At 38.9% G+C, this 22,354-nt stretch carries 24 protein-coding genes; 7 read left to right on the forward strand and 17 right to left on the reverse strand.

The annotated features are described in order from the left end of the window. Positions 1–14: 14 nt before the first annotated feature. The 5 genes from ccmE to ccmA are packed head-to-tail and all read right to left on the reverse strand — an operon-like array spanning position 15 to position 2,727. Positions 15–479, reverse strand: coding sequence for a cytochrome c maturation protein CcmE (gene ccmE / locus R8G33_04405; protein MDW3094897.1), 465 nt, complete (start codon positions 477–479; stop codon positions 15–17). A 31-nt stretch (positions 480–510) separates the two neighbouring features. Further along, positions 511–663, reverse strand: coding sequence for a heme exporter protein CcmD (ccmD, locus tag R8G33_04410; GenBank protein MDW3094898.1), 153 nt, complete (start codon positions 661–663; stop codon positions 511–513). Beyond that, a complete protein-coding gene (locus R8G33_04415) occupies positions 660–1,397 on the reverse strand; it encodes a heme ABC transporter permease (protein MDW3094899.1) in 738 nt (245 codons plus the stop codon). The genes ccmD and R8G33_04415 overlap by 4 nt, the downstream gene beginning before the upstream one ends. Positions 1,398–1,402: 5 nt before the next feature. Then, entirely contained in the window at positions 1,403–2,032 is a 630-nt protein-coding gene (gene ccmB / locus R8G33_04420) for a heme exporter protein CcmB (GenBank protein MDW3094900.1), read from the reverse strand. A gap of 50 nt (positions 2,033–2,082) precedes the next feature. Continuing rightward, the gene (gene ccmA, locus R8G33_04425) at positions 2,083–2,727 is read right to left on the reverse strand and encodes a cytochrome c biogenesis heme-transporting ATPase CcmA (GenBank protein MDW3094901.1); all 645 of its coding nucleotides are present in this window, start codon (positions 2,725–2,727) and stop codon (positions 2,083–2,085) included. Between the two features lie 136 nt (positions 2,728–2,863). On the opposite strand from ccmA, the gene R8G33_04430 reads away from it, so the two are divergent. From R8G33_04430 to R8G33_04450, 5 genes are all read left to right on the forward strand, one after another. Next, a complete protein-coding gene (locus R8G33_04430; protein ID MDW3094902.1) occupies positions 2,864–3,424 on the forward strand; it encodes a NapC/NirT family cytochrome c in 561 nt (186 codons plus the stop codon). Positions 3,425–3,585: 161 nt separating this feature from the next. Then, complete coding sequence (locus R8G33_04435) at positions 3,586–4,245, forward strand: c-type cytochrome (GenBank protein ID MDW3094903.1); 660 nt, start codon at positions 3,586–3,588, stop codon at positions 4,243–4,245. Positions 4,246–4,268: 23 nt separating this feature from the next. Beyond that, positions 4,269–5,552, forward strand: a complete 1,284-nt coding sequence (locus tag R8G33_04440) for an FCSD flavin-binding domain-containing protein (GenBank protein ID MDW3094904.1) — start codon at positions 4,269–4,271, stop codon at positions 5,550–5,552. 85 nt (positions 5,553–5,637) lie between these two features. After that, positions 5,638–9,093, forward strand: coding sequence for a transcription-repair coupling factor (gene mfd, locus R8G33_04445; protein ID MDW3094905.1), 3,456 nt, complete (start codon positions 5,638–5,640; stop codon positions 9,091–9,093). Continuing rightward, entirely contained in the window at positions 9,090–9,782 is a 693-nt protein-coding gene (locus R8G33_04450; protein ID MDW3094906.1) for a CsiV family protein, read from the forward strand. Before mfd ends, R8G33_04450 begins: the two co-directional genes overlap by 4 nt. 10 nt (positions 9,783–9,792) lie before the next feature. Here R8G33_04450 and R8G33_04455 read toward each other — a convergent pair whose 3' ends face one another. Genes R8G33_04455 through nagZ form a run of 4 tightly spaced genes read right to left on the reverse strand, consistent with a single transcriptional unit; the run spans position 9,793 to position 13,264 of the window. After that, positions 9,793–10,533 (reverse strand): S-methyl-5'-thioinosine phosphorylase, encoded by a 741-nt coding sequence (locus R8G33_04455; protein ID MDW3094907.1) that lies wholly within the window; start codon positions 10,531–10,533, stop codon positions 9,793–9,795. A gap of 18 nt (positions 10,534–10,551) precedes the next feature. Continuing rightward, on the reverse strand, positions 10,552–11,106 hold the full coding sequence (locus R8G33_04460) for a hypoxanthine-guanine phosphoribosyltransferase (protein MDW3094908.1): 555 nt from the start codon (positions 11,104–11,106) through the stop codon (positions 10,552–10,554). 6 nt (positions 11,107–11,112) lie between these two features. Then, positions 11,113–12,216 (reverse strand): mechanosensitive ion channel family protein, encoded by a 1,104-nt coding sequence (locus R8G33_04465; GenBank protein ID MDW3094909.1) that lies wholly within the window; start codon positions 12,214–12,216, stop codon positions 11,113–11,115. Positions 12,217–12,229: 13 nt separating this feature from the next. After that, the gene (gene nagZ, locus R8G33_04470) at positions 12,230–13,264 is read right to left on the reverse strand and encodes a beta-N-acetylhexosaminidase (protein ID MDW3094910.1); all 1,035 of its coding nucleotides are present in this window, start codon (positions 13,262–13,264) and stop codon (positions 12,230–12,232) included. Between the two features lie 488 nt (positions 13,265–13,752). On the opposite strand from nagZ, the gene zapE reads away from it, so the two are divergent. Then, positions 13,753–14,856: a cell division protein ZapE gene (gene zapE, locus R8G33_04475; protein ID MDW3094911.1), complete on the forward strand. Its 1,104-nt coding sequence runs from the start codon at positions 13,753–13,755 to the stop codon at positions 14,854–14,856. 56 nt (positions 14,857–14,912) lie between these two features. Continuing rightward, positions 14,913–15,896 (forward strand): malate dehydrogenase, encoded by a 984-nt coding sequence (locus R8G33_04480; protein MDW3094912.1) that lies wholly within the window; start codon positions 14,913–14,915, stop codon positions 15,894–15,896. A gap of 16 nt (positions 15,897–15,912) precedes the next feature. Here R8G33_04480 and R8G33_04485 read toward each other — a convergent pair whose 3' ends face one another. The 8 genes from R8G33_04485 to sdhD form a co-directional block, all read right to left on the reverse strand. After that, positions 15,913–16,773 (reverse strand): alpha/beta hydrolase, encoded by an 861-nt coding sequence (locus tag R8G33_04485; GenBank protein MDW3094913.1) that lies wholly within the window; start codon positions 16,771–16,773, stop codon positions 15,913–15,915. Between the two features lie 25 nt (positions 16,774–16,798). Next, positions 16,799–17,383, reverse strand: a complete 585-nt coding sequence (locus R8G33_04490) for a TetR/AcrR family transcriptional regulator (protein MDW3094914.1) — start codon at positions 17,381–17,383, stop codon at positions 16,799–16,801. Between the two features lie 183 nt (positions 17,384–17,566). Then, positions 17,567–18,013 carry an Rrf2 family transcriptional regulator gene (locus tag R8G33_04495; GenBank protein MDW3094915.1) on the reverse strand — a complete coding sequence of 149 codons (447 nt, stop codon included), beginning with the start codon at positions 18,011–18,013 and terminating at the stop codon, positions 17,567–17,569. 194 nt (positions 18,014–18,207) lie between these two features. Continuing rightward, positions 18,208–18,675: a DUF1249 domain-containing protein gene (locus R8G33_04500; protein MDW3094916.1), complete on the reverse strand. Its 468-nt coding sequence runs from the start codon at positions 18,673–18,675 to the stop codon at positions 18,208–18,210. 445 nt (positions 18,676–19,120) lie between these two features. Further along, a complete protein-coding gene (locus tag R8G33_04505; GenBank protein MDW3094917.1) occupies positions 19,121–19,363 on the reverse strand; it encodes a succinate dehydrogenase assembly factor 2 in 243 nt (80 codons plus the stop codon). Between the two features lie 4 nt (positions 19,364–19,367). After that, positions 19,368–20,150 carry a succinate dehydrogenase iron-sulfur subunit gene (locus R8G33_04510; GenBank protein MDW3094918.1) on the reverse strand — a complete coding sequence of 261 codons (783 nt, stop codon included), beginning with the start codon at positions 20,148–20,150 and terminating at the stop codon, positions 19,368–19,370. A 31-nt stretch (positions 20,151–20,181) separates the two neighbouring features. Next, on the reverse strand, positions 20,182–21,972 hold the full coding sequence (gene sdhA / locus R8G33_04515; protein MDW3094919.1) for a succinate dehydrogenase flavoprotein subunit: 1,791 nt from the start codon (positions 21,970–21,972) through the stop codon (positions 20,182–20,184). Positions 21,973–21,976: 4 nt separating this feature from the next. Beyond that, positions 21,977–22,348 carry a succinate dehydrogenase, hydrophobic membrane anchor protein gene (sdhD, locus tag R8G33_04520; GenBank protein ID MDW3094920.1) on the reverse strand — a complete coding sequence of 124 codons (372 nt, stop codon included), beginning with the start codon at positions 22,346–22,348 and terminating at the stop codon, positions 21,977–21,979. Between the last annotated feature and the right edge of the window lie 6 nt (positions 22,349–22,354).

The following is a 22,354-nucleotide window of genomic DNA, read 5'->3' on the forward strand; positions in this document are numbered from 1 at the left end:
GATATTATCTAGAATTAATTAATAGTAGTCTTTGGAATAGATACAGGATGTTTAGCCCCCGCTTCCTTTAATGCTTCCGCCACTTCAGGGGGCATGTAGTTTTCATCATGCTTTGCTAATACTTCTTGAGCAACGAATACACCTTTTTGATTAATCTTACCTTGTGCAACAATGCCTTGCCCTTCACGGAATAAATCCGGCAATAAGCCGGTGTATCTCACTGTAATACTTCCCGCTGTATCTGTAAGATCAAATTGCGTAGTAATACCATCACTTTCACGTACTACACTTCCTTCAACTACCAAACCACCCAAGCGAAACATTTGACCTTTTTCAACTTCACTTGAAGCAATCTGTGAAGGGCTATAAAAATATAGTAGATTTTTTTGAAAGGCAAAAAGCGCAAGACCAATCGCGGCACCGAAGCCAACAATTAGCACCATGACAAATATTAAACGTTGTTTTCTTTTTGGCGTCATTATTAAAATCTCTATACTTAAATCTTGATACTCAGGACTCTTCCGATAATTCCTGTAACTCTTTAAAAATTCGTTTACGTTTGATTTTCGCGGCAACTACATTTGCAATCATAACAAATGCCACTATTCCATAAGATGCCCATACAAAAAAAGCATAACCGCCCATAGCAAAAAATTCTTTCATGATTCTTTCTCCATAACATCTTTTACCCACGATGTATTTTTTTCGCGCGATAGCACTTCGGAGCGTGTTCGCGAAAATAGCAATGCTAGAAAGTAAGTTTTAAATGCTACTGCCATCACCAACAGAGGAATTAGCATAGACATATGCATTGAAGGTTTATCGAACTTCGCCACCGTGGCAGGTTGATGTAATGTGCTCCACCATTCTACAGAATACTTAATTATTGGAATATTAATAATCCCCACTATGGCAAGTATTGCAGCAGCTCTTGCACCAGTGCGTGGGTCTTCAAACGCCCCATGCAATGCAATGACTCCAAAATACAAGAACAGTAATACAAGTTCTGAGGTTAATCGTGCATCCCATACCCAGTATGTTCCCCACATAGGTTTACCCCATAACATTCCAGTGATAAGTGCTAAGGCAGTGAATGACGCTCCGATGATTGCGCATTCTCCAATGACAATTTCCGCCACTTTTATTCGCCACACAAGTGCAACGATACTAGACACTGCCATTGCCATATAGACAAACATAGACATCCAAGCAGCAGGCACGTGAATGAAAATTATTCGATAACTTTCACCCTGTTGGTAATCGGTAGGCGCTACAAAAAAGCCTTGGTACAGACCAAAGCTTAATAGAAGAAGGGTTATTACTGTTAGCCAACGCTGCCAACCCTTAGACCACTGATAAAAATATTTGGGTGATCCGTATTTATGGATAAATTGCATCATACCTAGTTATAAGAAACTTTTAATGCAGCAACCACTGCAAATGGAATTAATATTGTTAAGACTATTAGAAATGCCACTAAAAGTGCGTAGTATCCCGAAACAGGGAGGTTATTAGCCGACGCATTGATCGCCATGGTTGAGAAAATCAATACAGGGATATAAAAGGGCAAAATCAATAATGAAGACAAAATTCCTCCAGAGCGCAAACTAAGGGTTAATGCAACACCAACAGAACCTAACAAGCTCAGTATGGGGGTGCTAATCAATAATGTGACTATCAAACTACCTATTGCGTGCATAGGAAAATACAAGAGCAATGACATAACTGGCGCTAGTACAACTAATGGCAACCCGATACTGAGCCAATGCGCAGTAATTTTCGCACCTATCAATAATACTTTAGGACCTGGCAGCAACAACAATTGTTCCAATGAACCATCGTCATAATCGGAACGGAACATGGCATCCATCGACATCAAGGTTGCTAGGAGTGCAGTTACCCAAATCACACCTGGCGCCATTTTACTCAGCAATTCTTGATCAGGGCTCACTCCCAGAGGGAACAGACTAACTACTATTACGAAGAAAACCAGTGGGTTAGCTAACTCTCTTCGACGCCTGATAGCTAGCATTAAGTCTCGATACAAGATTGAATAGAACAATCGCATAGTGTCGGTAATCTCTATAGATTCACACAAAATGAGGATTGATCAGCCAGATCAATCCCACGGTGAGTAGTCAATATAGCCATACCACCAGATTTAAGATGATATTGCAGACAATTCTCCACTGTTTCTATGAAACCCACATCCAGCGCAGTCAAAGGCTCATCAAGTACCCATAATTTTTGCGTGGATATAAATAGGCGAGCCAACGATACTCTTCTAAGTTGCCCCGCAGATAACCTTGAACAAGAAACACTTAAACGCTGACGCAATCCAACATTTTCCGCAAGATCTGCGATTGAACCGACAGCATCAGATGGCCAGAAACGTTTAAGGAGCTGCAAATTTTCCCTCACTGTTAACTCGGTTTTAACCGCAGAAAGATGCCCTATATATAAGAGTTGCTGCTGGAATTCCTCAGCAATATTGATGATATTTTGATCATTCCAAGACACAGCCCCTTCAGATGGCTGGCTTAGACCGGTAATAATACGTAATAGACTAGTCTTACCGGCTCCATTACTACCTTGAATGATCATAGCTTGACCACTTTGGACTGTAAATTCGAGATTCTCGAATAAAATTCTACCCCCACGCTCACATGTGAGTGAGTTTGCAACTAATTGATGACTTTCTTGGCTAACAGACATTTGTGACGACATTAAGATCTAATCAAGGTACTGTACTGATGATAAATATCAAACAATATGGACACAGATAGATTGCTGCATTGTGGTGATAAAGAATATTTCCTAGAATGCAGTAACTTAACTTGATACTAACACCCTCGGTCGCACTATGTCAGATGATTCTAATAGCCCAGTTAATAAACCAGTAAAGCTCTTACGTTGGATAGGATTTTTGTTTGCAGTAGCACTGGGAGTAGTTTTTGCCATCGGCTCGTCAACAGCCCTTGAAACTACTAATACAGAAGAATTTTGTACTTCATGCCATTCTATGCAGTGGGTAAAACAAGAATGGATGGAGTCATATCACTATAAAAATGCCTCTGGCGTTCGAGCGGGATGCCCAGACTGCCACGTACCACATTCTCTAGGACCTAAACTTTATGCGAAAGTGATGGCAGCTAAAGATGTATGGGGCGAGATAATGGGCACCATTGATAGCGAGGAGAAATTTGAGCAACATCGTTGGAAAATGGCCAATCGAGTATGGGCAAAAATGGAAGCAACAGATTCACGCGAATGTCGCTCGTGCCATTCATTTGAATCTATGGACCCTTCAGAGCAAGAGAAACAGTCTCGCAAGAAGCATAAAAGAGCACAAAAACAAGGCAAAACTTGTATAGATTGTCATAAAGGCGTTGCACATAAAGAGCCTAGTGAACCAGATGCATAACTTATTTAAAGTAATTTATTAGAATTTATTTGCTTTAGGCAAGTCTAAAAATATTCAAACTGCATACAAAACAAACAATATATACATAATTTAAAACAATTATTATCGTGCAAGCTATAATTATGCACTAATAAAGTAAACGTAAATCGCAGGAGTCAACTATGCAAATAACAACAAGATTAACCGCTTTGTTGCTGGCAGGAGCATTACATAGTAGTTACGTAATTGCCGATCATAGCTCAACAAGCATGCTTACAGACACGTGTGTAGCCTGTCATGGTGAAGAAGGTAATAGTGTGGGCCCTGCTATTCCAAATCTCGCAGGTATGTCTCCTAATTACTTAATGGGGGCGATGTTGGCTTATAAATATGATGACGATGATGACAAATTAGATTCTGTTATAGAGTCAGATGCTGACTTTGAAGATGTTGAAGCTTTCCCCCGTTATTCAACTATTATGGGGCGCCTCGCTAAAGGATACACTGAAGAAGAAATCAAACAGATTGCAGAACATTTCAGCAATGAATCTCCGATACGAGCGTCACAATCTTTTGACTCGGCCAACGCAAGTGCTGGTAAAAAACTACATGACAAATACTGTGAAAAGTGCCACGAAGATGAAGGTCGCTTAGCAGATGACGACACTGGCGTACTAGCAGGGCAATGGAAATCATACTTCTTATATTCAATGAAAGATTTTGCCAATGGCGACCGTGCTATGCCGAAAAAAATGAAAAATAAGCTAGAAGAAATGGCTGAAACCGATGGAGAAGAAGCTATTGAAAAACTGGCAGATTACTACTCAAGCATTACAGACTAATAATAGGAACGGAGAAGCCCAATATGAAAAAGTTAAATCGTAGAGATTTTATTAAATTAGGCGGTGGTTCCATAGTTGCTGGAACTGCAGGCATTAGTATTCCAAATATAGCCGTTGGCGCAACTAAAAAAGTTGTTGTTATTGGTGGTGGTGCTGGTGGCGCAATTGCTGCTAAGTACATAAGGAAAGCTGACAGTTCAATTGATGTCACACTGATAGAAACCAACAAGGATTACCATACTTGCTTCATGAGTAATGAAGTAATCGGCGGTGGCAGAAAAATTGAAACAATCCGTCATACTTATGAAGGTCTGAACAAACATGGCATTAATGTCGTCCATAGCAAAGCAACTGATGTAGATATTGATGGCAAGATGGTTAAAACTGAGAGTGGAGATTCATTCGCCTATGACCGCTTAGTTGTATCTCCTGGAATCTCATTCAAATGGGGCGCAGTTGAAGGTTACGACGAAGCCGCTTCAGAAATTATGCCACATGCATGGAAAGCTGGTGGTCAAACTACACTACTTCGCAAGCAGATAGAATCAATGAAAGATGGTGGAGTAGTGATAATTGCTCCCCCAGCTAATCCTTTCCGTTGTCCTCCTGGTCCATATGAGCGTGTTTGCCAGGTTGCGCATTACTTAAAACACAATAAACCCAAATCCAAGATTTTAGTGTTAGATGCTAAAGACAAATTCTCAAAACAAGGTTTATTCACTCAAGGTTGGAAAGCTCGCTACGATGGCATGATAGACTGGATACCTGCAGCAGATACTGGCGGCGGTATTACTTCTGTTGATCCAAGCAGCATGACCGTATCGACCGACTTTGATGAATATAAAGCTGATGTTGTTAACTTAATTCCCCCTCAATCTGCAGGCACTATTGCAATTACGGCAGGGTTAACAAATGATTCTGGTTGGTGCCCTGTTGATTTAGGCACATTCGAGTCCACAATTCATGCTGGTGTACATGTAATTGGTGATGCAAGCATTGCGACTGGCATGCCTAAATCTGGCTATGCTGCTAACTCACAAGCTAAAGTATGTGCTGCAGCCATTGTTGCTTCACTAAATGATCATGATATGGCTGACCCTTCATATGTAAATACTTGCTACAGCTTAGTGGCTCCAGATTACGGTATTTCGGTAGCAGCTGTTTATAGACTTGCAGAAGATCGCTCAAAGATAGCTAAAGTAGCTGGCGGCCTAACACCAAGCGATGCAAGTGCTGATGCATTACAACGCGAAGTGCAATATGCATACAGTTGGTACGATAACATCGTTGCTGATATGTTTGCCTAATCAATCACCTAAAGTACAATCAATAAAAAGCGGAGCTACATGCTCCGCTTTTTATTTGTCTGACATTTTTAGTTAAAATTGTTTCGTGAATTACCTCAAAGCATCACTACCCCACAACAAGCAACCAATTAAATATTGGGGTCAACTGTATGGATGTGCACGTGGTTTAATAATTAATGATGCTATCAGCCAACATGATGGATTAGTTGTTGTATTGACCGCCGATTCTTTATCTAGCTCCATCACTTATAATGAAACAAAATTCTTCAACCAAGATCAAACAGAGTTCTTAACATTTCCAGAATGGGAAACTCTACCATATGATATTTTTTCCCCACATGAAGATATTATTTCTGACAGAATAACTACACTGCATAAATTGCCACAATTAACACATGGAGTATTAGTTTTACCTATCACTACGTGCATGCAGCGTGTCGCACCGAAAGATTTTATTGCCGAAATTTCTTTACATATAAAACTTGGCGATGTTCTAGGATTAGATAATTTACGCACATCTTTAACTGCTACAGGATACCATCACGTCTCACAAGTGGTTACTCGCGGTGAGTTTACAGTGCGTGGATCCATCGTTGATTTCTTCCCGATGGGATCCAATCACCCATATCGTTTGGAATTATTTGATGACGAAGTCGAGACAATTCGCACTTTTGATCCAGAGAAACAAACTTCGTTAAAAAAGTTAGAAGAAATAAGTTTATTACCCGCCCATGAATTTCCAAGTGACGAGCAAGCAATTAAGGAATTCCGTCGTCGTTATCGAGAAAAAATTGAAGGCGACCCTAATAAAAGTATAATTTATAAAGAAGTCAGTAATGGAAATTTCCCTCCCGGAATAGAATATTACTTACCTCTATTTTTCGATAAGGTATATACACTATTTGATTACTTACCGAAAAATACATTATTTATCTTGCATGAAAATGCATTAGAGAATGCAGAAGAATTTGAATTGGAATTATTCAGCCGTTATGAGCAACGCCGTCATGATATAGAACGCCCTATTCTCACTCCCAAAGAAATATATCTTTCAGCAGACGAGACCAAAAAAAATATTGAACAGTTTTTGCGTGTACAGTTAAACAGCAATAAATATCAAAATACCCAAGATGATATTTTTACGAATTATCCAAGTTCAACACTACCTGCAATTAATATAGATTCACGTCTGGAAGACCCCGCGATGCAATTACGTCAATTTATTCAATCTAAAGATAGAAGCATCGTTTTCGCAGCAGAATCATTAGGTCGCCGTGAGTATGTTAATGAAACGTTGCGCAGCCTGGGCATCAAGCCTACTATCCAGGAAAACTGGCATGAATTCACCAACAGCAGTGATTCAATCAATTTATTAGTTGCCCCTATAGATGACTCTGTAGATTTACCTGAACATGGCGTGACAATAATTGCTGAACGCCAATTATTTGGTAATCGTGTTAGACAAGCTAGCAAGCGAAAAAGGACACGTGATGCCGATGCTATTGTTCGCAACTTAAATGACCTTACCGAGGATGCTCCAGTTGTCCATGAAGATCACGGTGTTGGACGTTATAAAGGATTACAATCGCTAGACATTCAAGGCTTAGAAACTGAGTTCCTAACAATAGAATACATGGGCGGTGACAAGCTCTATGTACCTGTTGCTAACTTACACCTAGTAAGCCGTTACACAGGTGCTGATAATGAAAGCGCGCCATGGCATAAATTAGGTTCAGATTTATGGTCTAAAGTAAAACAAAGAGCAGCAGAAAAAGCGCGCGATGTTGCTGCTGAGCTTTTAGATGTCTACGCACGCCGAGAAGCTAAACAAGGTATCCACTACGATATCACAATGCATGACTATGTAACTTTTTCATCTAGTTTTGCATTTGAAGAAACACCAGATCAACAAACAGCCATTGAAAACGTCTTAGATGATATGAATTCTACAAAACCAATGGATCGAGTTGTATGTGGAGATGTTGGCTTTGGAAAAACAGAAGTTGCTATGCGAGCTGCGTTCATTGCGGTTAACAATGGAAAACAAGTTGCAGTATTAGTACCAACCACTCTTCTAGCTCAACAACACTACCAAACATTTCTAGATAGGTTCGCTGAGTGGCCAATTCAAATTGAGTCATTATCTAGATTCAATTCAACAAAAAAACAAAAAGAGACCATTGAGTCATTGAAAAATGGAAAAATTGATATTGTAATTGGCACCCATAAACTTTTTAACACAGAAATAAAATATAAAAATCTTGGTCTTATTATCATAGATGAAGAACAACGCTTTGGGGTACGCCATAAAGAGAAGTTAAAATCATTACGCGCCGAAGCTGATATATTAACGCTAACTGCTACCCCTATTCCACGCACATTAAATATGTCCTTAAGTGGATTAAGAGATTTATCAATTATTGCTACACCACCTAATCATCGCCATGCGATTAAAACATTTGTCTCTGAATGGAATGATGCAAACATTAAAGAAGCCTGTATACGTGAAATCAAACGAGGCGGACAGATTTACTTCTTACACAATGAAGTAAAAACCATAGAAAAGGTCACCAAAGAATTACAAGAATTACTACCCAATGCTTCAATTCGATTTGCTCATGGTCAAATGTCGGAACGTGAACTTGAACAGGTAATGCTAGATTTTTACCACACCCGCTTCAGCATATTGGTTGCTACTACTATTATCGAAAGTGGGTTAGATGTTCCTAGCGCTAATACAATTGTAATTAACCGGGCAGATAAACTTGGTTTATCACAACTACATCAGTTACGTGGTCGTGTCGGCCGGTCACACCATCGTGCCTATGCTTATTTAATTACGCCTAATAGAAAGGCAATGTCTGCAGACGCAATCAAACGTTTAGATGCGATTGAGTCACTTGAAGAGCTTGGAGTTGGATTTACTCTCGCTACGCATGATTTAGAAATTCGCGGTGCTGGTGAGTTATTAGGCGAAGACCAAAGTGGGCAAATTCATGAGATTGGTTACACCATGTACAATGAGTTACTTTCGCGTGCGGTACAGGCTCTAAAATCTGGTGATTTACCACAACTTGATCGTCCGTTAGATCATGGCTTAGAAGTCGATTTAGGTGAGCCAGCCCTTTTACCTAATGATTACGTTCCTGATGTGCATATGCGCTTAGTATTATATAAACGTATTGCTAGTGCTGCTAACGAGGATGAATTAAAAGAATTGCAAACAGAGCTTATTGACCGCTTTGGCTTGCTTCCAAAATCAGCCAAAAATCTTATATTAACTACGGAACTTAAACTATTTGCTGGTAGTCTGGGTATAAACAAGATTGAAGCACATGAGGATGGTGGTCGAATCATATTCGACAAAAACCCAAAAATAGATATTGATCAGCTATTATTGCTCCTACAAAGACAATCATCTGTATTTAAAATGTCGGGTAGTGAAAAATTACTATTTACAGTAAATCTGACAACTATAGAAAATAGAATCGAATATGTTCGCAACATTATTAATACAATTGCATTCAAGGAAGCCGCATGAAATTTAAAACACTATTAGTCTGTACCACCTTGGCGATTACTAGTTTATCTGCTTCGTTTCTATGTGCAAAAGATTATGCTATTGAAGTGATTTTATTTACCAATAAAAATGGAATTCAACAAAGCGCTGAGCAATTTAACTTCAATCATGTTATTCCTGTGCCTACAAATGGATTAGATTTAACTACTGTAGATTCTGATTCAGCTTGGCGACCAATTCCAGAAGATGATTACATCCTTAATGACGTCGCTACTAAACTAAATCGTTCTAGTAACTATCGCATCCTCAAACATCTTGCTTGGCGGCAACCAGCAGTAGAAAAAAAAGATTCACAACCCATTTCAATACAAGCTGGGCGAGATTTCACACAACAATATCCCGAGCACGCTTACCGTCAAATTGAGTTTAGCGATACCTCAAGAAATAACACAGAAAACTCAAAAGTCATTGAACTTGATGGAACAATTAATATTGTCATCACACGATACATACATTTATATACCGACCTTGTTTACCGATTACCAAGAACAATTCCAAATGAAATAAGCGATGCTCTTGATAGAAACCATGCATTAGTGGACTACTCTGTGAAATCTCATCGTCGCATGCGTAGTCGCGAGCTACATTATATAGATCATCCTTTTGTTGGCATTATAGTTGAAGCAACTCCAATAGATGAAGACCAGTAAATTTTTCCAGCTAAATAATTTCCATTAATTTAGCTAATAAGGTACGGACTTTTTCCATACCCACTTCAGTACATTCACGAATTGACTCTAGCGTTATCAATTCTTCGCTACGTCCTGCAGCCCAGTTAACAGACATCGCGCAATGCGCATAACCCATTTCTAATTCTCTGGCTAATGCAGCTTCTGGCATACCGGTCATACCAACAACATCACAACCATCACGTTCTAATTTATTCACTTCAGCTGCAGTTTCTAAACGCGGCCCTTGCGTAGCTCCGTAAACACCACCTTTAAACACATCCACATTAGCTAATTTCGCGGCTTTAATTAAGTTTTCGCGTAATACAGAATCGTAGGGATTTGAAAAATCTATATGCATAACTTGGCTTAGGTCTTTTTCAAAGTATGTATGTGAACGTCCGTAAGTGTAGTCAATAATCTGCTCAGGAATCACTATTCTAGTTGGATTTATATCAGCATGAATACCGCCGACAGCAGCCACCGCAACAATATGCTTAACGTTTTTATCATGTAATGCCCATATATTCGCGCGATAATTCACCATATGAGGGGGTATAGTGTGGCGTGAACCATGTCTAGGCAAAAATATTATCTGCTTACCACAATAATCACCAAAAGTTATCGGCCCAGAAGGTGCGCCAAAAGGCGTACGCACCACTTCTTTACGGATAATTTTCAATCCCGGAAATGATGCCAGCCCTGTTCCACCAATGATAGCTATGTCTTGCATATTTTATTTGCCCAATGATTATTCTGAGATTGCATAGATAGCGGGTACATTACGCAAGCAGCCTTTATAATCCATCCCATATCCATATACATATCTATCATTCACTTCTAAGCCAAAAATATCAGGCTTAAGATCAACTTGGGGAGTTATTTTTTTCTTTAGCAATAACACTGCTGTAATTACTTCACTAGCACCATGCTTTTTACAATATGAAACAAGTTCCTCCATGGTATAACCTTCATCATATATATCATCAACTAATACCACGGTTTGATTTTCTAATGATAACTGTGGTTCTTTCAACCAATGCAAACTACCACCCACTGTTTTATCACGATAGCGAGCCACCTGCAGATAATCTAGGCGCAGATCACAATCCATACTCCGCAGCAAATCAGATGTTATGATGATGCCACCATTCATGACACAAATAAGAATTGCATTTTTGTTATGTATTTTCGACTCTAACTCCAATCCCATCTTTTCTACTGCTGCCTTAATTTGACTAGCACTAAAAACTAAATCAGAATTTTCTTTAACTTCTTGCAGTTGTTGGAAGGACAGAATCGCCATTAGTATTTAGCCTTTATTATTATCAAGCTGACCTTGCTGCAAAAACATTGTGGTAGTGGGGAATGCCATTTCCGCCCCATTCTCTACAACAATATCCGAAATCTTCAACAATACATCTTGCTTAACCTCATGAAAATGAACCCAATTTGTAGTCTTAGTAAATGTGTATATAAAGAAGTCGACAGATGATTCATTAAATGCATTAAAGTTAACAATCATAGTTTGCATTTGATCTATTTCTTCATGCGCTTTAAGCATAGCTTTGACATCTTCAACAATGCGATTCATTTGAGTGACATCATCGTAACGCAAGCCGATGGTTTCATAAATACGTCGATGTGACATACGTGAAGGGTTTTCGACTGCTATGGTTGCAAAAATAGAATTTGGGACATATAAAGGGCGCTTATCAAATGTTCGTATTACAGTGAGACGCCATCCAATAGACTCTACAGTACCTTCAATTTGTCTATCTGGAGAACGAATCCAATCGCCTACAGTAAATGGGCGATCCAAATAAATCATTAAGCCACCAAAGAAATTAGACAATAAATCTTTAGCGGCAAAACCTATAGCAATACCACCAATTCCGCCAAACGCCAAAACTCCTGACACACTAAAACCTAATGTTTGCAAAATAACTAATGCTGTAGTGATGAAAATTGCAACTCTGATTAATTTTCCTATAGCATGTATCGATGTTTTATCTACTTGCTGTCCTGTTTGAAGTTTTTGCTTAATAGTTGCATTTTCCAATCTTGCTACAAATGAAATCAGCGCCCACGATATCATCGCTGTAATTAATGTATAGCGGATTGGATTTATGTATTTAAAAATTTCCGCATCAGTTTGTGCACCTGCAATTTGAGCTGCATAAGAAATTCCCAAAATAATAATCGTATAACGTAACGGCCTACGCACAGCATTGACCAAGGCATCATCCCAAGGATTGTATGTTGCTGCTGTCTTACCAGCCAACTTCGTGAGTACTCTTCTAGCAATAAATGCTAATATCAATACAACAAGTACAACCGCAAAGACTTCATAGATCCATGTATCAATCAAGTCATTTGCAATGATATTTTTTATACCTTCTAATAAGTCCTGCATAACATTATTTCTACTATAAATTTAAAGACATACTTTTGTTGGTTTGATATGCAGCAATAAACTCATCAAGTGATGCTTGCTGCGCATTAGTCAACGGCTCAGGTGTTTTACCATGAAAGCGAGCCAAACGTAATTGGGAACTAGGATTATTGTAATTATCGAGATGATCAAGCGCAGGAGGAATATCTCCAGGGCTATTGCAAATCAATACCATATCCGAACCAGCATCTAAAGCAGCTTGCAAACGTACTTGGATGTCACCGATTACATGAGCTCCTTTCATAGACAAGTCATCACTGAAAATAACGCCTTCAAATTTTAGTCGATCTCGAAGTACACGAGTTAACCAATATTTTGAAAAACTTGCAGGATTCTTGTCCACATGCTCATACACCACATGTGCAGACATTATTCCGGCTATCCCATGATCAACTAAACGTTGAAATGGAACCATATCTGCCAATTGCAGATCATTTTCATAACGATAATCGACAGGACATTCGAAGTGTGAGTCCGCAATGACGGTACCATGACCAGGAAAGTGTTTACCCACCGATTCCATACCACCTTTACGCAGGCCCAACATGAATTTACTTGCCAAAGCACTGACAGCATCAATATCGTGATGAAATGCCCGGTCACCTATTACCAAGCTTTCTCCGGTATCTAGATCCAATATTGGTGCAAATGTAAAATCAATCCCGATTTCACGTAGTTCAGTAGCTAACTTACATGCTAGACTTTCACTTAATAGTAAACCTCCTTTTGGATCTTTATCGTAGACCTCACCTAAACATCTCATTGGTGGAAACGCAGTAAATCCTTCACGAAATCGCTGTACGCGTCCTCCTTCCTGATCTACCGCAATTAATAACTTAGGCTTCTTTATTGAGTGAAGATCACTCACTAATGATGTTAGTTGCTCTTTATCTTGATAATTCCTAGTAAACAGAATTACTCCTCCAACAGCAGAATGGGATAGCCATTGCCGTTCTTGAGGACTAATTTCAGTCCCCTGAAGATCTATCATTAACGGACCATTGCTCATTATTTAATTATAATCCAATGAGTTATAAGACTTTATAGAGATAAAATAAGAAATCTGACGCAATTGTATGGTGAAACTCATGCAAAGATAAGAGTTAAACTAACAGTTTGATACTTTACGGAATTGGTTGCTTCAGGTAAAAAAATAGGGCACCCATAACCGAGTGCCCTAACCAGGAGGAGTCGAGAATAACAACATGGCAATCAAATAAATTCTGATTGATGTTGTGAGGCTCACTAAATATAAAAGCATTTATAATGCCAATAAGTATAAACTCTTTATAATCAAGGATTTATTAACTCACCTTATGATTTAAACTATAAATTAACAATTTAACTGCTACAAAATGTGGCAAATTTTTGCCGATTATGGCAATTATTGCCAAAAACAACCTTTGGAACTCACTGAAATTTAGTCATATTTTATCAAATATTGATTTAACTTAGACTTACAGAGAAAAGAATTCTTACTGTTCACTGACGCTCTTTATGCCAAAAAAACGATACCAAGCGGCACTTGATGCCAACGAATTGAGTTATGACAAGATGCAGATGAGAGTTGTTGATCGGCTCGAAGCTTTACACTCACAAGTTACGCAGCAAAACACAATTCGTGAAGAATCTATTGTCAACAAATTAACTGGTATTTTCCATCGCACAGGAAAGCAGAATCATAATAAACAAGGTTTATATATATGGGGCTCTGTAGGACGAGGTAAAACTTATTTAATGGATATATTTTACGATTGCTTACCTCTAGATAAAAAACTGCGCTTACACTTTCATCGTTTCATGCAAGAAATCCATCATCAACTTCGAGACATCAATAATGAAGAAGAACCTTTAAAAATTGTTGCAGAGAGCTTCAAAAATCGGACTGATATTATTTGTCTAGATGAGTTATTCGTTTCTGATATCGGTGACGCAATGATTCTCGCCGGATTATTAGATGCATTTTTCTCTCAAGGTATCGTATTAGTTACAACCAGTAATTGTCACCCTAAAAATTTATATAAAAATGGATTACAAAGACAAAAATTTCTACCTGCTATTGAACTGATTAAGCAAAATACAAGCATAATCGAATTGGGAGGCAAAACCGACCATCGATTAGAATATTTAGAGCACGCGGATATATATCATCATCCACTAGATGAAAATGCGTATGAAATTATGCTGAACAACTTTATGCATGTATCTCCTGAACCTGGTATAGAGAATGAATGCTTGTATATAGAAGGAAGAGAAATTCAATCAATCCGTTGTGCAGACGGTGCTGTGTGGTTATATTTTGCAGATTTATGTGATGGTCCACGCAGTGCTGCAGATTATATTGAAATTGGACGTTGCTTTAATACTGTATTAATTTCAGAAACCCCTGTGTTAACTAATAATGATGATCTTGCACGCCGTTTCATTACTGCAATCGATGAATTTTATGACCGTAACGTGAAAGTGATTATTTCCGCCGAGACAAGTGTTCATGAATTATACAAAGGGAAAAGATTGTCTTTCGAATTTCAACGCACAATAAGTCGCTTACTTGAAATGCGATCTCATGATTACTTAGCACGACCACATAAATCTCTGTGACATAGCAAGTGTGTTTCGCTATTATTAGCGATCAAATTATTACGTGTGAGTTCATTATGAAAAAACCAGTTACTGTAGCTATTACAGGTGCCGGAGGGAACATAGGGTACGCGATAGCATTTCGCATAGCAGCAGGCAATCTATTTGGCCCAGACCAACCTGTTAACTTACACTTAATTGAAATAGAACCAGTGTTACCTGCATTGACCGGTGTAGTAATGGAACTAAATGATTGTGCGTTTCCTACATTAAATAAAATAGTCGCCACTGCAGATTTCTCAACCGGTTTTGGTGATGCTGATTACATTTTCCTAATTGGCTCTAGACCAAGAGGCAAAGGTATGGAAAGACAAGATTTATTAAGTGCAAATGGCGCAATATTTAAACCGACCGGAAAAGCGATTAGTGAAAATGCAGCTAAAGATGTCCGCGTTTTAGTGGTCGGCAATCCTGCCAATACAAATGCGTTAATTGCGTTGCATAATGCACCAAATTTACAGTCCAACCAAATTACCTCAATGATGCGTTTAGACCACAATCGGACTATTAGCATGCTATCTGAAAAAGTAGGCGTACATTCATCTGTTGTAAACAATGTGACTGTATGGGGAAACCACTCCACTACTCAATTTCCTGATTTACAACATTGCACGATCAATGACAAAAAAGCTTATGATTTAATAGACATGAATTGGTATAAAAATGAATTTATTGAACGCGTACAAAAACGTGGTGCAGAAATTATTGAAGCCCGTGGTGCATCATCAGCAGCATCAGCAGCATCAGCAGCGATTGATCATATGCGTGATTGGGTATTAGGCTCAGATGGTGATAGCTGGGTAAGCATGGGTACCTATTCAACAGGGAGTTATGATGTCACTAGCGAATTAATGTATTCATTCCCTACACATTGCAATAATCGTGAATATCACACAATTACTAATTTAGATTTAGATGAATTTTCAAAAGAGATGATCGCGCTCTCTGAAAAAGAATTAATCAAAGAACGCGATATGATTAGGTGGTTACTTCGCGACTAATTTACAAATAAGAAAATTATAAATTAACTCCCTTCCACTCAGTCACAAAGTCATTAATATATTTTGCGACCTCATCAGGTCGATCTTCTTGTACCCAATGGCCTGCTCGCTCAATGTATTGCACTCGAGTTGGACCTGATATTCTTTCTTTTAATTTTTCTGCTGCTGTTGCTGACATGAAATTATCATTCACGCCCCACATAACCATAGTAGGACAAGTAATTTTACTATGATCAACATCAGTATCTGAATTTTGCGGATCTGCTGAAATACGAATTAATGACTTAAAGCCTGTCATTCCTGGCCCTCTTCCCCAGAACTGCAAATAATTTTGTTTGCAATTTTTATCTGTGAATGGCGATCCATCATAACTACCCATACGCATCAATGCTGGAAATCCTGCAACTGCCTGCGCCATTGCCATTTGTAATACCTCGTCAGGCGCACCATCTAAGCCAGCTAGCGCTTCAACTTCACACACTGGCCATTGATCAAAACAAACTGGATTAATTAATACTAGTCGAGAAATATAATCACAATATTTAGTCGCAAAAACCTGAGCAACACCACCACCATGATCGTGAGCAACAAGTATGACTTTTCCTTTTAGCCCCAAGCCTTCAATCACTCCTTTAATTGCCTCAGCTTGATTCATAAAGGAATGCTTGAACTCGTTTAATGGCATATCTGATTGGCCGTAACCAACCATATCCATTGCTAACGTGCGATATTTATCTTTTAGATTTTCTTGCACATGTCGCCATAGGCGTGCGTTAGTAGGTATACCATGCACCATTAATAATGTTTCATCCCCACTTCCACACTCTTCTATGTTTATATTTAATTTAAGGCCATCTACGCTGACTTCTTGTTTCATTTGAATTTCTCCTACTGTTTAGTGATTATTTTTTTAATAAACTTTCTATTTGTAACACTATCCCATTTACTGAAGATTTATCGACATTCATTCGACTCATAATGAACAATCCTTGCGCATTATTAAGAAGAAAATCAGCCGTAGTATCAATATCCAATTGAGTTGATATTTCATTAATTTTTTGTGAACGTGCCAATGCATTTCTGAATACGGACCTCATATGCTGAAGCGTAATATTAACTTGTGTTCTAACTTGGTTATCATGCTGGGCTAATTCAGCAATCGAATTAGTTACCAAACAACCCTGTATATCAGAATTCTTTAAAGCATCTTTTGCTCGTGCATGAAAATACTTACAAATTCCATCTTTTGGCGAAGAAGAATTTTCGATTAACGAAAAGTTTTTTACGATGATGTTTTTATGGTAGTGCTCAAGCACGCTTAGGAATAAATCACGTTTACTTTTAAACGTATCGTAGAGGCTCTGCCGACTAATACCCATCTCAGTCTCTAACCTTGGAATTGATGTTGCGCTATAACCCTTACGCCAAAATTCTCGCATCGCACAATCAAGCACCTGATTAAGTTCAAATTGTTTATTTCTACCCATTTGATAATTAGTTTATCTAACTAAAACGATGCAATAAATACAGACAATATATTCTAAATATTACTGGAATGATCTGTCAAATAATAACTCTAGACAATAAAAAAAGCCCTTAAAAAAGGGCTTTTTAAAATAAATTAAAATGATTACTATGCAGCTGAACGATCAGGATAATGATTCCCAGCATCATCTCCTACAGATCCATCTTGTTCTGACCCCCGCTTCAAGAAATTCTGGGCGATTAGCAAATTCTGCCAAAGTAATACCATTTAGAAAATCGTAAATTTTCTCACTTAACTCTTCCCAGAGCACATGAGTGACATATTTCTTTTCTAAATTAGGCTCAGCTGATACTTGCTGGTTTGTATTTGGACGGTACTCATCTATAGACGAAATAATTTGAGCAACACTGATCTCACTCGGCACACGAGACAATTTATATCCGCCTCCTGGTCCACGTACACCAATCACTAATCCACTCTTACGCAATTTAGCAAATAGCTGTTCTAAATAAGACAACGATATCCCTTGGCTTTGAGAAATTTCAGCCAATGTAACGGGTCGCACCTTATCATTGAGCGCAAGATCCATCATTGCAGTAATAGCATGACGCGCTTTTGTTGATAACTTCATTTTGACCACCTTTCTACCTAGAAATTTATTCCTACAACTATGTTATTAGTGTGTAATTTTCGTATCTGGTTTCATTAAATTTAGATATATTTTAATTTCGCTAAAATAGTATCCATTTAGCGCCATATAAATGATCCATTGAATAACCAATAAATGGTCTATATTACGGTACATTAATGGATTAATTGTATAATTTATATACAATTAATTCGACTCATTTCTGCGTCAAAGACATGGCCCTGTGCTATACAAAAGCTTAACCACTTATATAAGAACCGATTATCTTTCCATTTATTACTTAAACGGCTAGGTTTAGCCTGAGTGACTAATGATTTCTTGGATTCACGGTGCAGCACTTCTGCCTGCATGGCGTCAAAATATACTTTTATCAGTAAGTTAGGTAATTCTTTAATCTGATTGGTTTTCTTATCAGTAAATCGGTAGGTGAGATTTAATGTGATGGTGTACTTAGTCCGTTCTACTACTTGTAAATGCAAATCTAGAGCATTGTTTACTCGCGAGTAACTATATTCATTCAATGCATTAAAATTACCACATAACCTTCTGAGTTTTATGTAATTATTTTCATAGACTTCCATCAAACCGGCAAATGTATTTGGGTCCGGGTGAGGAATTCTCGCGAAATTATTCGAGCATCGCATAGTTGATTTTCATTGTTCTTTAAGTGAATAACTAATTAGTTAAATATTCCTGGACAAATTATACATCGGCGTAATTGAAAATATCTTTCAGTAGGCATCGAATCTACTCCAATTATCACACTTGTGCTGGCACCATCCGATGCACGCAGAATTAGCCAAACAAATGAGTTATTGAGAGAGATATACGTTACTGAATTATAGCGTCGCCATTGATGCTTATCCGATGAAATACTCCAGCATTGAACTTTGGGTTCATATTTTAGGAAATAATGGCTGCGAGCCCAGGTGAAAATCTGCCATACCATTGATGCAAAGATAGCTATCACTAAACTTAGACAAATGAAAGCCGGCATTTCAAAGCTAAGCGCACAAAATATTGTAAATGCATGGACTATAAAAATGTATGCAGCCACATAACGTGAGGGTTTAATTTCAAAAGATTGAATCAAATTGAATGAATTTTACCCACGATAGCAGTGATATGAGGATCGTTTACTTGTTTATCCCGAGTGAGTATCTCATGTAACTCAGGGTCTTGTAGCGTCAGTAGTTGCGCGAACGCACTTTGTTCGTGTTGTGAAGCACTTGAATAGAAATGCTCAAGATAACGTGTTGTCAACGTATCGAGCTCTTTTGTTCCACGTCTACAACGCCAGCGTAGTTTAGATAGGTCAGGAGCGCCTGACATAAGACTAGTTACGTCGCTTGACGATCAATTTCTTAATTTCTGCAATCGCTTTAGCCGGATTTAAATTTTTAGGACATGCATTGGTGCAATTCATGATGGTATGACAACGATATAGCTTGAACGGATCTTCCAGTTCATCTAATCGCTCTCCAGTTGATTCATCACGACTGTCCGCAATCCAACGATAAGCAGCTAATAATGCAGCAGGACCTAAATAGCGATCACTATTCCACCAGTAACTAGGACAACTAGTTGAACAGCATGCACATAAAATACATTCTTCTAACCCTTCTAGCTTTTCACGATCTTCTTTAGACTGAAGACGCTCACGGTCAGGCGGAGGTGGAGTGTCAGTCTGCATCCACGGCTGAATAGAAGCATACTGGGCATAAAAATTAGTCAAGTCTGGGACTAAATCTTTCACCACATCCATATGTGGCAAAGGGTATACATTTACATCACCTTTAATTTCATCAATGGCTTTAATGCATGCTAGTGTATTCATACCATCAATATTCATTGAACATGAACCACAGATACCTTCACGACAAGAACGTCTGAAAGTTAGTGTTGGGTCAATTTCATTTTTAATTTTAATCAGTGCATCTAGCACCATTGGACCGCAGGTATCTAAATCAATGTCATAGATGTCTACTCGCGGGTTTTGACCGTCGTCAGGGTTATAACGATAAACTTTAAATCGCTTTGTATTATTGGCCGCAGCTGGTGCCTCAAAAATTTTGCCTTTTTTAACTACCGAGTTTGCTGGAAGTGTAAATTCAGCCATGAAATAACTCCTCTAATCCTTTTGATCTACTTTAGTACACACGCGCTTTAGGCGGGAACACATCAACTTCATCTGTCAATGTTGTTAAATGCACCGGACGATAATCAATAACTACTTCGCCTTTGTCAGACACTGTCGCCAGGGTATGCTTCATCCATGATTCATCATCACGATCTTTATAATCATCGCGTGCATGCGCACCACGACTTTCTGGTCGGTTCAATGCTGATGCCACAGTTGCAATAGCCTGCGGGAACAGATTAGATAACTCTAGAGTTTCAATTAAGTCTGTGTTCCAAATCATTGATTTATCTGTAACTTTCACATCATCAAATTGCTTATATAAAGCATTAACTTTTTCTAAACCTGTTGATAGAGACTCACCAGTTCTAAATACTGCAGCATGGGATTGCATGGTCTTCTGCAAATTCAAACGCAGCTCTGCAGTGGATGTACTACCGTTTGAATGACGCAAAGAATCGAAACGATCCATGATTTTTTCTGTTGCATGTTCCGGTAATGTTGGATGCGGTGTATCTGGCTTCACAAGCTCAGCCGCTCTAATCGCTGCAGCACGCCCAAATACAATCAAATCAAGAAGAGAGTTTGACCCAAGTCTGTTTGCACCGTGCACAGATACACATGCAGCTTCACCAATTGCCATCAGTCCTGGCATAACAGTATCAGGCTCACCATTAACCAAATTAACTACCTGGCCGTAGTGATTGGTCGGAATACCACCCATATTGTAGTGAACTGTCGGTAGCACAGGAATTGGGTTTTTGGTCACATCAACACCGGCAAATATTCTCGCACTTTCAGCAATTCCGGGTAGCTTTTCATTAATAACATCAGCACCGAGATGTTCTAAATGCAGATGTATATGGTCTGCCTCTTCACCGATACCTCGCCCTTCATTTATCTCCATTGTCATTGAACGACTAACAACATCTCTAGATGCGAGATCTTTGGCATTAGGTGCATATCGTTCCATAAATCGTTCACCTTTAGAGTTAGTTAAATAACCACCCTCTCCTCGTGCGCCTTCAGTAATTAAACAGCCCGAACCATAAATACCAGTTGGATGAAATTGCACAAATTCCATGTCCTGCAAAGGCATTCCTGCCCTTAAAATCATAGCGTTACCATCCCCTGTACATGTATGCGCTGAAGTACATGAGAAGTAAGTACGGCCATATCCACCCGTTGCTAACAGCACCTGATGTGCGCGAAAACGGTGTAATTCACCAGTCGCCAAGTCAATTGCAATAACACCGCGACAAGTTCCGTTATCATCCATCAAAAGATCAATAGCGAAATATTCAATATAAAACTCAGCATTATGCTTAAGTGATTGCTGATACAGCGTATGCAATATTGCATGACCTGTTCGATCCGCAGCTGCGCATGTGCGTTGTGCTATACCCTCTCCATATCGCGTGGTCATTCCACCGAAAGGACGCTGATAAATTTTTCCTTCGTCAGTTCTTGAAAATGGCACTCCATAGTGCTCTAACTCAACAATTGCTGGGACAGCTTCACGACACATATACTCAATGGCGTCTTGGTCACCTAGCCAATCAGACCCCTTGACTGTGTCATACATATGCCAGCGCCAATCATCTTCACCCATGTTTCCTAAAGATGCACTCATGCCTCCTTGTGCTGCCACAGTATGACTACGTGTTGGGAATACTTTAGTGATACATGCTGTAGATAATCCACTCACCGCCATACCAAACGTTGCACGTAAGCCAGCACCCCCTGCACCCACAACAAGTACGTCGTAAGAGTGATCTATAAACTTATAACTTTCGCCCATATTATTACAAAGATACTTTAATAATTGAAAATAAGCCCATGAATGTACAAACAATACATGCAAAATTCAGAGCGATTAATGAAGCTACTTTTCTCCAACCACCAACATAATCTTCGATGATGACCTGAACCCCTAACTGCACGTGATAAAACATAGTCACGACCAGTAACGCTAATGCCACAGCCACCAATGGCGACTGCATCCATGCAATAACTGCGCTATAAGTAAACTCACTGAAACTGGCGATGGTAAAAGCTAACCAGATAGTTAACGGCACTAAAGCAATAGAAGTTAAGCGTTGTGCCCACCAATGATGTGCGCCTTCTTTTGCTGATCCCAGACCCTTAGCATTTGACAATGGTGTTCTTAAACTCATTTTTAT

This window comes from Gammaproteobacteria bacterium, from assembly GCA_033344735.1.
GTDB lineage: Bacteria > Pseudomonadota > Gammaproteobacteria > UBA4575 > UBA4575 > UBA1858.

Coding starts and splice junctions, on each gene's coding strand:
- ccmE (MDW3094897.1), bottom strand. CDS start 479: ATGACGCCAAAAAGAAAACAACGTTTAATATTTGTCATGGTGCTAATT.
- ccmD (MDW3094898.1), bottom strand. CDS start 663: ATGAAAGAATTTTTTGCTATGGGCGGTTATGCTTTTTTTGTATGGGCA.
- R8G33_04415 (MDW3094899.1), bottom strand. CDS start 1,397: ATGCAATTTATCCATAAATACGGATCACCCAAATATTTTTATCAGTGG.
- ccmB (MDW3094900.1), bottom strand. CDS start 2,032: ATGCTAGCTATCAGGCGTCGAAGAGAGTTAGCTAACCCACTGGTTTTC.
- ccmA (MDW3094901.1), bottom strand. CDS start 2,727: ATGTCGTCACAAATGTCTGTTAGCCAAGAAAGTCATCAATTAGTTGCA.
- R8G33_04430 (MDW3094902.1), top strand. CDS start 2,864: ATGTCAGATGATTCTAATAGCCCAGTTAATAAACCAGTAAAGCTCTTA.
- R8G33_04435 (MDW3094903.1), top strand. CDS start 3,586: ATGCAAATAACAACAAGATTAACCGCTTTGTTGCTGGCAGGAGCATTA.
- R8G33_04440 (MDW3094904.1), top strand. CDS start 4,269: ATGAAAAAGTTAAATCGTAGAGATTTTATTAAATTAGGCGGTGGTTCC.
- R8G33_04450 (MDW3094906.1), top strand. CDS start 9,090: ATGAAATTTAAAACACTATTAGTCTGTACCACCTTGGCGATTACTAGT.
- R8G33_04455 (MDW3094907.1), bottom strand. CDS start 10,533: ATGCAAGACATAGCTATCATTGGTGGAACAGGGCTGGCATCATTTCCG.
- R8G33_04460 (MDW3094908.1), bottom strand. CDS start 11,106: ATGGCGATTCTGTCCTTCCAACAACTGCAAGAAGTTAAAGAAAATTCT.
- R8G33_04465 (MDW3094909.1), bottom strand. CDS start 12,216: ATGCAGGACTTATTAGAAGGTATAAAAAATATCATTGCAAATGACTTG.
- nagZ (MDW3094910.1), bottom strand. CDS start 13,264: ATGAGCAATGGTCCGTTAATGATAGATCTTCAGGGGACTGAAATTAGT.
- zapE (MDW3094911.1), top strand. CDS start 13,753: ATGCCAAAAAAACGATACCAAGCGGCACTTGATGCCAACGAATTGAGT.
- R8G33_04480 (MDW3094912.1), top strand. CDS start 14,913: ATGAAAAAACCAGTTACTGTAGCTATTACAGGTGCCGGAGGGAACATA.
- R8G33_04485 (MDW3094913.1), bottom strand. CDS start 16,773: ATGAAACAAGAAGTCAGCGTAGATGGCCTTAAATTAAATATAAACATA.
- R8G33_04490 (MDW3094914.1), bottom strand. CDS start 17,383: ATGGGTAGAAATAAACAATTTGAACTTAATCAGGTGCTTGATTGTGCG.
- R8G33_04495 (MDW3094915.1), bottom strand. CDS start 18,013: ATGAAGTTATCAACAAAAGCGCGTCATGCTATTACTGCAATGATGGAT.
- R8G33_04500 (MDW3094916.1), bottom strand. CDS start 18,675: ATGCGATGCTCGAATAATTTCGCGAGAATTCCTCACCCGGACCCAAAT.
- R8G33_04505 (MDW3094917.1), bottom strand. CDS start 19,363: ATGTCAGGCGCTCCTGACCTATCTAAACTACGCTGGCGTTGTAGACGT.
- R8G33_04510 (MDW3094918.1), bottom strand. CDS start 20,150: ATGGCTGAATTTACACTTCCAGCAAACTCGGTAGTTAAAAAAGGCAAA.
- sdhA (MDW3094919.1), bottom strand. CDS start 21,972: ATGGGCGAAAGTTATAAGTTTATAGATCACTCTTACGACGTACTTGTT.
- sdhD (MDW3094920.1), bottom strand. CDS start 22,348: ATGAGTTTAAGAACACCATTGTCAAATGCTAAGGGTCTGGGATCAGCA.